At 60.2% G+C, this 11587-nt stretch carries 8 protein-coding genes; 2 read left to right on the top strand and 6 right to left on the bottom strand.

From position 1 onward, the window contains the following. Positions 1–30: 30 nt before the first annotated feature. A complete protein-coding gene (locus SH292x_RS20325) occupies positions 31–483 on the bottom strand; it encodes a DoxX family protein (protein ID WP_442482855.1) in 453 nt (150 codons plus the stop codon). Then, positions 480–821: a PadR family transcriptional regulator gene (locus tag SH292x_RS20330; RefSeq protein WP_442482856.1), complete on the bottom strand. Its 342-nt coding sequence runs from the start codon at positions 819–821 to the stop codon at positions 480–482. The genes SH292x_RS20325 and SH292x_RS20330 overlap by 4 nt, the downstream gene beginning before the upstream one ends. Positions 822–963: 142 nt before the next feature. Between SH292x_RS20330 and SH292x_RS20335 the strand changes: the two genes are divergently transcribed. Together SH292x_RS20335 and ylqF are read left to right on the top strand one after the other, a co-directional pair. Continuing rightward, complete coding sequence (locus tag SH292x_RS20335) at positions 964–2217, top strand: APC family permease (protein ID WP_442482857.1); 1254 nt, start codon at positions 964–966, stop codon at positions 2215–2217. 83 nt (positions 2218–2300) lie between these two features. Next, complete coding sequence (gene ylqF / locus SH292x_RS20340; RefSeq protein WP_442482858.1) at positions 2301–3158, top strand: ribosome biogenesis GTPase YlqF; 858 nt, start codon at positions 2301–2303, stop codon at positions 3156–3158. Positions 3159–3494: 336 nt separating this feature from the next. Here the strand turns inward: ylqF and SH292x_RS20345 are convergent, their stop codons facing one another. The 4 genes from SH292x_RS20345 to SH292x_RS20360 all read right to left on the bottom strand — a co-directional run bounded on the left by SH292x_RS20345 (position 3495) and on the right by SH292x_RS20360 (position 10384). Next, positions 3495–5495, bottom strand: coding sequence for a glycoside hydrolase family 32 protein (locus SH292x_RS20345; RefSeq protein WP_442482859.1), 2001 nt, complete (start codon positions 5493–5495; stop codon positions 3495–3497). Between the two features lie 394 nt (positions 5496–5889). Beyond that, complete coding sequence (gene glmS / locus SH292x_RS20350) at positions 5890–7764, bottom strand: glutamine--fructose-6-phosphate transaminase (isomerizing) (RefSeq protein ID WP_442482860.1); 1875 nt, start codon at positions 7762–7764, stop codon at positions 5890–5892. A 162-nt stretch (positions 7765–7926) separates the two neighbouring features. Then, positions 7927–8310: a hypothetical protein gene (locus tag SH292x_RS20355; protein WP_442482861.1), complete on the bottom strand. Its 384-nt coding sequence runs from the start codon at positions 8308–8310 to the stop codon at positions 7927–7929. Between the two features lie 280 nt (positions 8311–8590). Continuing rightward, positions 8591–10384, bottom strand: coding sequence for a phospho-sugar mutase (locus SH292x_RS20360; protein WP_442482862.1), 1794 nt, complete (start codon positions 10382–10384; stop codon positions 8591–8593). Between the last annotated feature and the right edge of the window lie 1203 nt (positions 10385–11587).

Below are 11587 nucleotides of genomic sequence, written 5' to 3' on the forward strand. Positions count from 1 at the left end.
CGGACTACGATGGCGAGGGTGGATCAATCCTTAGGGAGACGTTGATTCGTTCGCGTTCGCCGGTGAATGGCTCAACTTACTATCCACCGACCAAGGCCCCGCACCCACGATCAGCAGGAAAAGCGACCCCAGCAGCATCGACCAATCGGTGCGAGCTTCGTGGGCCATCTTCCAAAAGCCCTGCTCCATGAGAATCGGCACCTTGGTCGTAACGATCGCCGTGAGCATGATCACGATCAGCGGCACAGCGACGATTCGTGTTCCCAGCCCCACGAGCATCAGAGCGCCACACACGATCTCAAATACGGCCACGAATCCGGCTACGAGCTCCGGCGACTCAAAGCCAATCTTCGCAAATCGTCCGGCACCCACTTCGGCGGGAAATAGGAACTTCTGGATGCCTTCGGATAAAAATACCGCCCCCACCATGAGCCGCACGAGAATGACGGCGGCGGGAGCGTGAGTGGCTAATAGTTTTCTCATTTGTGCTTATGCTTGGCTCTGCCGTCGTGATCGTCGAGGATCTCCGAGGCGAGCTCACGAAGTTGTGACTTGGCCTTGGCGAGTACCTTCTTACCGGCGGCAGTGATTCGCAAGTTCTTTCGCCGTTTGCCGCCTACCACTTCGTCCTCGCTGGTGAGTAGCCCGGACTTCTGCATCTGGTGGAGCATTGGATAGAGCGTCCCGGGCCCGATCTCGAATCCGTGCTCTTCGAGCTCTTCCATCAACTCGGTACCGCAAATCGCTTCTTTCTCGGCGTGGTATAGCACATGCAGACGCATGAACCCGAGAAACATGTGCCGCAGTACGTCGTCGCCCATTTTATCGCACACCGATATTGCTTGTCGATCCCATCAAGGTACAATCTATTATTACCGAACGAATGCCGTTGGACGATACACCGTCGACGACGACCGTTCGAAAACGCAACGCCAATCCATTGCTCCAAAGCCGCTTGACTGCATGCAACCACTAACCCGCGAAATCGGAACCCTCGGGGCCACCATGATGGGGCTCGGGTCGATCGTGGGTACGGGCGTCTTCGTCGGCATCGGCATCGCCGCCGGTGTGGCAGGTCCTGCCGTAGTAATCGCGATTGCCCTAGCCGCCGCCGTGGCGACTTGCAACGCACTCAGCAGCGCCCAGCTTGCCGCCAACCACCCGGTGAGTGGTGGAACCTACGAGTACGGCTACCGCTGGCTCAACCCCACGCTCGGCTTTTCTGCCGGCTGGATGTTCCTGTGCGCTAAGTCCGCTTCGGCAGCTACCGCTGCCTTGGGCTTCACGGGCTACTTGCTCAACATGACAGGCCAGGAGAGCGGCTGGCTGGTTCCCGTCGCCATTAGCGTGGTCGTAGTGCTCACGGCCATCGTGCTCGCGGGCGTTAGGCTTTCGAATCAGGTCAACATCGTGATTGTGTCGATCACGTTATTCGCGCTAGCATCGTTCGTCGCGGTGGGTTCGGGGCAGATCTCGACCGCCAATCTGGCAATGGACTTCGAGCCCGCGTCGCTCATGAATGCCACGGCGCTCATGTTCGTTGCGTTCACCGGCTACGGACGCATCGCCACGCTAGGCGAAGAAGTCGTCGAGCCCCGCCGCACGATCCCGCGAGCTATCATCACCACGCTGGTCGTCTCGATGGTGCTCTACCTGGCGGTGGCCGTGGTCGCCATCGGCTCGCTTGGAGCGCCGGCGCTCGCCGCAGCAACCAACCAGCAAGCCGCGCCGCTCGAAATCGCCGCGAGGAGTTTTCCACTACGCATTCACTCGCTGATTGCCATCGGGGCGATGACGGCGATGCTCGGTGTGCTGCTGAATTTGATCCTGGGGCTTTCACGCGTGGTGCTCGCCATGGGACGGCGGGGCGACCTGCCCCAATCGACCAGCAATCTGCGAATTGCGGTGATCGTCGTGGGGCTCGTTATCGGCTCGCTCGTGGCGATTGGCAGCATCAAGACGACATGGTCTTTCAGCGCGTTTACGGTGCTGATCTATTACGCCGTGACGAATCTCGCGGCCATCCAACTCGCCGACGACGAGCGACTCTACCGCCGCTGGTGGGCATGGGCGGGGCTCATCGCCTGCCTGGCTCTAGGGTTCGCTATCGAACCCTCCGTCTGGGCCACTGGACTTGGCGTCCTGGCCGTGGGCTTGGTCTGGCATTGGATTCGGCAATCGAAGCATCGAACCCAGCGACCTACCGGACCGGCCTGAGTCGCCTTCGACCGAAATCTACGGTATCTTAAAGGCTTGCGGGACCGGCTACGGGCTCCCATCGTCTTTCGTGAAAGTTCGCAATGAGCATCCAGTGGTATCCCGGGCACATGCATCAAGCCCAGATGAAGATCGAGGAAGTTTTGCCTCGTATCGATCTGGTCATTGAAGTGCTCGACGCGCGCATTCCTTTTAGCAGCGCGAACCCGATGCTCACCGAGCTGCGTGGTAAGAAACCCTGCCTCAAGGTGCTCAGCAAAAGCGATCTGGCCGATCCCGTCCAAACGGCTCGCTGGGAAGCCTACTTCGAACGCGAGACCGGCGTCCGCGCGCGGCCCATTTCGACGCAGCAGGAAGGGACCATCGTGCGGCTGTGCGATGTTGTACAGCGGATGGTGCCAGCGCGCTCGAGCGTTAACAAGCCCGTCCGCACCATGATCGCTGGCGTGCCAAACGTTGGAAAGTCGACGCTGATCAACGTGCTCGCCGGCCGCAAGGTGGCGAAGACGGGTAACGAACCCGCCATTACGAAGCACCAGCAAGAAATCGATGTCGGCCGCGGCGTCGTGGTGCTCGACACACCGGGCATCCTTTGGCCGCGCATCGAGAACCCCAACAGCGGCATGCGACTGGCCGCCACCGGTGCGGTGAAAGAAACCGCCCTGGAGTACTCGGACGTAGCCCACTTTGCTGCAGCTTATCTGCTTGAGAACTACTACGATGGCCTCGCGGCGCGGTACCAGCTTGAAGAGCGGCCCGACGACGCCCTAGCGCTACTAGAAGCCATCGGCCGGCGGAAAGGTTGTCTGCGCAAGGGGGGGATTGTCGACTACGATCGCGCCTCGAAGGCCTTCATCACCGATCTGCGGGCCGGCGCTCTGGGTCCGATAACGCTCGAAACGCCCGAGATGACCGAACTCGAGATCGGCGACGCGCAGTAGTCTAAAACTATTGACGCAGACAGGTTACGTTAAAAAAATGCGACCCATCTGCTGAATTTTTCTGCGCCGACGGGTACGCAGCCACAAAGCAGATGCGACAAAACCAATCTCTCCGCTCGGACTCGGATTACCATGGACCTTCTGTCGCCCCGCGATTTGGCGGCAATTCGCCCACTCTGCGATTCTCCCGTTGTCACAGCAGCCCCCGCGCGTTTGATTCTCCGTGGGGACCCTGCCAGCTCACCTATCACGTGGGAGTTGCCACCCCCGCATTTGCCCCCTATCGAGTCGCTACAAGGTTAGCGCCCTCGCGCTGTACTTATCACGACACCTAGCTCACCGCCAAGCCGATCGCAGCTTACGCAGCGATAGCTTTTTGACCGTTGCCTCGCCCTTGTCGACGGTGATTGATACGTCCTCGTCGTCTTCCAACGGGGAGTAGTACGTAGCGTGGAACTGCTCGCCGCCAAAAGCGAACGATTCAATCGTCATGCGATCGACCAGCAGCCGCAGCTTCACCGATCCATCGCGAGGAGCCAGATTTGCGAGTGCTTTCGCCTCGCCCGTCTTGCCATCGTCACCCACCGTGGGGACATAGAGCGCTTGCTCATCCCGGTCGTAACGGAGCTTTGCGAACCCTAGATCGAAGCGGACTTCGCCCGCAGTACCGGGATCGAAGTCGATCTCCAGGTCCACCAAGTCGAGCGGACCTTTGCCCTCCAATAAATTCTCGCCCGCCTTGAGCGTCACGTCGGACTTCTCGACGGTCGATTCGATCAACGATTCAATCTCCTCGATCGGCCAAACGTTCAGCCGCAAGCCATCGGGGGTGGTGCGGAGCGTGAGTTCGCACGGAAACGCCATCTGCTGGTTGAACGGCAGATTATAAACCCGCGCGGCGTTCGCGCCGCCACGCATCCATCCGATCTGAATCACCCTTCCATCCGGCTGGTTGTAGAAGCTTTGTGCCGCGTAGAAATCGCCGCCGCCGGGAACGAACGGCCCGGCTTCGGTGTGGAACTTCTTGCCATCGAACGTACCAATCTCGTAGTCGAAGCTGGCGTCGTACACCACGGTCTTGCGATTGTTTGCGTCGCCATCCACCGGCACGTCGACCACGTCCATGCACTCAAACGCCCAGTCACGCATCAAGTCCGACGCAACCTGCCAGTCGGTGAGATTCTTCGACGTAAAGATTCGCACGCGTCCGGGATTCGACTGCACCCACAGAAACATCACCCATTGCTTGGTGGGCTCGTGCCAGAAGACTTTAGGGTCGCGCTCGCCCGCGTCAAAGCCTTGATGCTCGACCACCGGGCGGCCTTCGTTCCAGTACGTCCACGTCTCGCCTCGATCGGTGCTATAAGCCATCGCTTGGTAGAACTTCGGCTCGGTGGCAAAGGTGTAGAACGCACACAGCGTCGGCACATCCCCCTTCTGCACGCCAAGGCTATTGTTGTGATCGACGATCGCCGTGCCGGAGAAGATCGTACCGCTCTTGCCATCAACGCGGTAAGGCAACAGCGCGTGCCGATGCTGCTTCCAGTGAATCATGTCGGGGCTGGTCGCGTGCCCCCAGGTCATGTTGCCCCAGTCGGTCGACTTAGGGTTGTGCTGGAAAAACAAATGGTACTTCTCGCCATCGAACACCATGCCGTTGGGATCGTTCACCCAGTTGCGGCCCGACGAGAAATGAAACTGCGGCCGCAGCGCTTCGCGGTAGTCGATGTCGTCGTACGATTCGGCGAGCACCGCCTTCGACAGGCTAAACTCTTGCGAGGCGTCGGGCAGCGGTTTGTCAGCCGCCTCGAACGCATCGACGTTGATGTGCCCCCACTGCCCTACCGCTTCGTCGAACACCACAAGCTGGGCACGCTTGCCAACAAAGCGGCTTACGTCCGCGTTGCACCGGACCATCGACTCCGAGTCGCACCCCGTGGCGAGTTCTACCTCTTCGCCCTCGCAAAGCAGCTTCACGCCGAGTTTGCCGGGCTGCTTGCCGCCGCCGATGAGAAAGCTGAGGAAGGGCTTCTCGATAAGAAACTCTTGGGAAGTGAGCGTGCCGGTGTGGTCGTCGCCGTGGATGCCGCCAGGTGAACCCGACTTGCCCGTGTACGCTTCGAAGCCACCGATCCAATAGTCCCCCTCGTGCCAACTGCTCTCGCGCCCGCGCAGCGAGGGGTTGTCGCCCTTGGTTGGTTGCGTCGCGAACGCCGACCCCTGCACGGTCCAGTTGTCGAGCGTGCCGCGCTCGAAGTCCGCGTTGGGGAACAATGGCTCGGCGAACGCGGGGACGCTCGGAAGCAATAAGCAGGTTGCAAGAGTAAGTCGTAGCATGTCGTTCGTCGTGAAGTTTGTTGTTAGGCACCCGAATTCTTGCGAATCCGGCTACGGCTTGTAGTGCACTCGGCGTTTAGCCCCGTTTGTGGTCTGGAGTGCGCGCGTGATTGCCCGAGTTAGCCGCGCGGCCCACTCCGCCGTCGCAATTGTACCCGATCTCCGAGCTCGCCAAACCGCACTCAGTCCCTACGGAATTGACGAAGTTCGCGGCCAGCGAAGGTTCGCCGAACGTCGATTCTCTCGGCAGTTCCAGGATCGGCTACAGCTGATCCTCGGTCCACACCGACTACACCGATCGCTGGGTAGGGCGTGCGGCGAGCACTGCCGCAGGCAGAGAGACAATCACTCCCACGAACTGATCGAACTGGCTAAAGAAAATCGCTACGCGTGATCATTCCACCGTAACGCTCTTCGCCAGATTCCGCGGTTTATCGACATCGCAGCCGCGAAGCACGGCGATGTGGTACGCCAAGAGTTGCAGCGGAATCGCCGTGACAATCGGCTGCACAAAGTCGGCGACCGCGGGGACATGGATCACGTCGTCGGCGATCTCGGCCGCGTCTTCGTCGCCCGGATTGACAATTGCAATCACCGGACCGCCGCGCGCCTTGATCTCTTCCATATTGGCGAGGACCTTCTCGTACACCCCGCCGCGAGGAACGATAAACACGCTCGGCGTGTTCTCGTCCACCAGCGCGATCGGCCCGTGCTTCATCTCCGCGGCAGGATAACCTTCGGCGTGGATGTAGCTGATTTCCTTCAGCTTCAGAGCCCCTTCGAGCGCCGCCGGGAAATTGTACTGCCGACCGAGGTACAAGAAGTTGTCGCAACCCGCGTACTTGGCGGCGATGCGGCGGATGTCGCTGTTGGTGGTCAGCGCTTGCTCGACTTGCTCGGGTAGGGCCTCGAGCTCGTCGATCACTCGCAGACCGGCTTCGTAACTCAAGTGCCTTAGACGTCCGAAGTAGAGCGCGAGTAGCGCGAGCACCACGCACTGCGACGTAAACGCTTTTGTACTCGCGACGCCGATTTCTGGACCGGCATGCAAATAAATACCGCCATCCGATTCCCGCGCGATAGTGCTGCCCACCACGTTGCAAATCGATAGCGCGGGATGCCCTTTGCGCTTGACCTCACGCATCGCGGCAAGCGTATCGATCGTTTCGCCACTTTGCGTAATCGCAAACAACAGCGTATTGGTGCTCAGTGGCGGGTTGCGGTAGCGGAGCTCGCTCGCGTACTCCACTTCCACCGGCACGCGTGCGAACGCTTCGAGCATGTATTCGCCCACCAGCCCCGCGTGCCAACTCGTGCCACACGCCGTGAGCACAAACCGATCCACCGCACGAAGCTGCTGAGCTGAGAGATTCAAACCACCAAACACCGCCGTCGCTTGATCGTGATCAAAACGGCCGCGCATCGCGTTGCGAACCGTCTCGGGTTGCTCAAAGATTTCCTTGAGCATGTAGTGCGGAAAGCCATCGAGACCAACCTGTGTGTCGTCGACTTCGATCAACTTGACATCGTGCGGCACGTCGCCCAGGTCGCGACTTACGACGCGGATGGAGTTTGCGGTCACCACCGCAACCTCGTGATCGGCGAGGAACACGATCTTGTCCGCGCGTCCCGCGAGCGGTGTCTGGTCGCTGGCGATGAAGTGCTCGCCATTGCCGATGCCAATCACCAGCGGACTGCTGAGCCGCGCGGCGAGAATCACATCGGGGTAGTCGCGAAAGATCACCGCAAAACCATACGTGCCGCGAAGCTGGCTGAGCATCGCCTGCATCGCCTGGACGAGCACTTCGTAAGGTTCGGAGATTCGCTGCTCAGGATCCTGGAGCGCGAGGCACTGCTGAAGTTCGTAATCAAGCAGTTGCGCGACGACTTCGGTATCCGTGGCGGTCGAGAACTTGTAGCCCAGCTCGGAGAGCTTTGTCTTGAGCACGCGAAAGTTGTCGATCACGCCATTGTGCACGAGTGCTAGCACCCGCTCACCACCGATGTGCGGGTGAGCGTTCTCGTCGGTCGCGGGACCGTGCGTTGCCCAACGAGTATGCCCAAGGCCCACGGTGCCAGGTGCAGGGTACTTCCGGAGCGCCGCGGCCAGATTGTCGATGCGGCCGGCGGTTTTGGTGATCATCAGATCGCCTTTGTGCAGCGTCGCCACCCCCGAACTGTCGTAGCCCCGGTACTCCAAGCGGCGGAGCCCTTCGAGCAAGAATTCAGTCGCCTCGTTCGGGCCCACGTAACCAACGATTCCGCACATCGATCCACATCTCCTGATAAGGGACGGCTTTAGACTTTCATTGTAGAGCTCCGGTGAAAATGCTCCAACGTGGATTGCAGCGGGAGCAAAAAACGCAAAAACGCGGCGGCAAAGTCGAAACCCTGCCGCCGCGCGGAGTGGACAACGGATAGGAGATCGGGACTAGTCGTGGTGGTGGTGCATGTGGCCATCCTCGTGCCAATCCCAATGCCCGGGCTGGACATGGTAGTGATTGCCGTGCCGGTAAACCTCGCGTGGATGGTAGTCCCAATGGCTAGTGTCGTGCCAACTATGGACTCCATGCCACCGCTGCGACGGGTAGTAAGCCCGGTGCTGATGGCCCCCACCGTAGAAGGATCGCTGGTTGTAGCGGTGGTTGTAGCCATGGTCGTGCCCATAATGTCGTCCGTGCGCATGAGGACTGCCCACATCGATGTGCAAACCGCCGGCACGGAAGTGAACGCCCTTCGCCTCAGCCGAATTGGAACTGGGCGCGGCGAACGCGAATGCGGCCACCATGGCCACGGGGAGGATGAACTTGAACATGGTACTTGCCTCAGGATGGGGGGGTCTCACGGGAGCGGCATTCAGTTGCCGCACATGCCCATCTTCAAATGCGAGTGGTGTGCCGCAGGATCGCCTCGAAAGCGAACCAAGTCGTAAGTCATTCACTAAGAAAAACTTACGAAAAAAACAGCGCCTCGCCGGCGACACTCCCCCAACGCGCGGCGCAGTCATTTAGACGACGCGATGAGTCAAAATGACGAAGCGCAGGGGATGGCTCTGTCATCAAATACGCGGCCGAGGGCGGCGTGTTACGCCGACCTCAAACGCCCGCGTACTTGCGGAGGTCTTCTTCGAACGTGTTCAGCCGGGCGTCGAGTTCGGCTTTGGCTTCTTCCAGGTCGTGCAGCATTTCCGCGGGGGTGTAGGCGAACATGTAGAACTTGATCTTGGGCTCCGTGCCGCTGGGGCGGCAGGCGACGTAGTTGCCGTCGATTTCGAGGTCGAGGATCACCAGGTCGCCCGTCGGTTGCGGCAGTGGTTCGACGGTGCCGTCCTTCTTAGTCGTGATGTTCTGCATGTAATCGCGACGCTGCACCACGGCGAGGCCATCGAGTTTCTCGGGCGGGGCGGTGCGGAACTGGGCCATCACTTCCTTCATTCGCTCCATGCCATCGCTGCCGGGCATCATCACCGAGATGGTTCGCTCGGCGTGGACGCCGTGTTGCCAGAACAGGTCGTCTAGCTTTTCGTGCAGCGTCTTGCCTTGAGCCTTCAGCTTCGCGGCTAGCTCGCAGGCGAGCATCGACGCAACCGCGCCGTCTTTATCACGAACGTGCTGCCCCGCCATATAACCGTGCGACTCTTCGGTGCCGTACAGGAAGTTCTCGGCACCACCGGCGTCGATGGCTTGGGCTATCCATTTAAATCCGACGAGCAAATCGCCGATGGTCTTGATGCCATAGCTGATGCCGATACGCTCGACGAGCCTTGTGGTGACAAGCGTGGTGACTTGGAACTTATCGGGCGTGAGCTTGCGAGTCTCGCAGATGTAATCCGAAAGCAGCCCGCAGATCTGGTTGCCGGTGAGCGTCCGCCAGTCGCTGCCGGCGTCGAGCGTCAGTGGCGCGGCGAGGCCGATGCGGTCGCAGTCGGGATCGGTCGCCAGGCAGAGATCGGCACCCGTGTTCATCGCGTGGCCGATCAGGGCGTCGAAGATCTCTGGATTCTCGGGGTTCGAAACGTGGCCCGGGACGTTGGGGAAATCGCCATCCGGTGTGGATTGCGGACCGAATACTTCGACCTCTTTGAATCCATCGCGCTCCAGTGCAGGAACCACGCACGTGGCGCCGACGCCATGCAGTGGCGAGTACAGCACCTTCAAATCGCGAGGGCCCGGCGTGGCCTGGAGCATCACGGCATCGATGAACGCGCGGTCGACCTCTTCTTGGCAGTACACGATCTTGCCGGCGGCGAGGGCTTCGTCGAAGTTTGCCCGCTTGATTTCCTGCGTGTTCATCACGCGGTCGATGATCCCCTTATCGTGCGGCGGAAGCACCTGGGCACCGCTCGACCAGTAGACCTTCACGGCGTTGTCGCTTGGCGGATTGTGGCTCGCCGTGACCATGATGCCGCACGAGCAGTTTTTGTAACGCACACAGAACGACAACTCGGGGGTGCTGCGGTAGCCGTCGAGGAAGTAAACCTTAAATCCCGCGGCGACCATGATCTCGGCACACAGTCGAGCAAATTCCGGCGAGCGATGACGGGTGTCGCGGGCGATGGCGCAGGAGAGCTCGGCATCGGCGCCGAGCGTGTCCTTCACGTAGTCCGCAAGTCCCTGGGCGCTCTCGCCAATGGTGCGGTCGTTGATCGCATTGGAACCAATCGGATACATCTTGCCGCGACGCCCACCCGTGCCAAACGGAATGATGGTCCAGAACGCGTCGTCGAGTACCTGCCACTTCTGATCGCGAATGTGCTCAGCAACCTGATCGGCGTAGTCGGCGTACTTCGGCTCGGTGAGCCACTCGCGGATGTGCGTAGCAGCCGTAGGAGTGATCTTCTCCGCCTGGGTCGCGGCTTCAATGGCGTCGAGGAGTTCTTGCGAGGGCATGGCAGACAAATGGGGAGCGAGGAAACCTGTAGGAATGGATCTTCGGTAGGCTATCACAGGGCACGAAGGCGAACCAGCCGGCCGGGTTTTGTACTGCTTATTGCGCCGACGGAGCTCGTAGGCGTTTTGTCGCAGTTGGCGGATATTTCGTTGGGTGCGACTTTACTCCTCGGGCGTGGCGACTCAGGATTTCCCTAAGTCGTTACCATTGAAACACTTACAATCGAATCTCCATTGCGTCGGATCGAGGTTTTGTCGCAGGGTGAAACCGCAGGTGCGACTTTACTCCTCAGTAGTGGTGTGTAGGCCGGGTCAAGCTCCGCGCCGCGTGCGGCGCTTAACGTGTTGCATTTGTCGACACCTCTCGAATGTTTGATTGTTGGGCGAAGTGTTTTATCGATTCTCACGCCAAGACGCGAAGCGCAAGCGCGTAGCATGGCCGCCTCGGCCGTGTACGACGTACGAGTGCAATGTTGGCCACGGCCGGGGCGGCCATGCTACGTGCGCGCCACTTCGTGGCTACTGGATTAGAATCGCGAGTGGTTGAGGATTTGCGATTGGGTCGAGCGTGAATTGCCGTATCGGCGCGGAGCTTGATACGGGTACGGGCTCTCTCCCCCGCACGCCCCACGCGTGCGATGGACAGGTTGTATTGTAGCAGATGTACATGCCCTCGTCAAGGGCCCATGTGTACGTGTGGACATTTTTTGGGAGATAGCTGGTGGGGCGGGAGGCTTGTGGAAAATGCGGTAGTTGCGCCCCTGTGTCATCCAGAGGGAGCCCTGGCGACTGAAGGATCCCGTTTGCCATTTTTTCGTCGTTACTCAGGGGCGAGATTTTTCGGGTCGCATTACTCCCCTCAGAATGACAAGACGCCTACGTCTCCTGGGATCGGTCGTGAGCTCGCTGTCGCCCCTCCGGGGCTTTTGGTGTGTGGGGGCGATGGGTCCCGGGGCTCGCGCCCCGGGCTATGCGCTGTCGCCGCTCCGCGGCTGTGAAAAGGGGAATGCGCGAGCTCGTGCAAGTCGCGCAACTCACTGGGGGCTCGCGGAACTCGTCCCCAGGCACCCCCGGGGCGATAGAGCACGGCGAGACCTCTTGTGCTGCGCACACGGACAATCGGCCGTCGTGAATCTAAGAAATGGCTGGACGTGAATCGGCCGAAAGTCCGTGCCACCCGAGAACGAGGGGGAGGGAACGAAG

The sequence above is a fragment of the Aeoliella fuhlenseeensis genome, assembly GCF_052161615.1.
GTDB lineage: Bacteria > Planctomycetota > Planctomycetia > Pirellulales > Lacipirellulaceae > Aeoliella.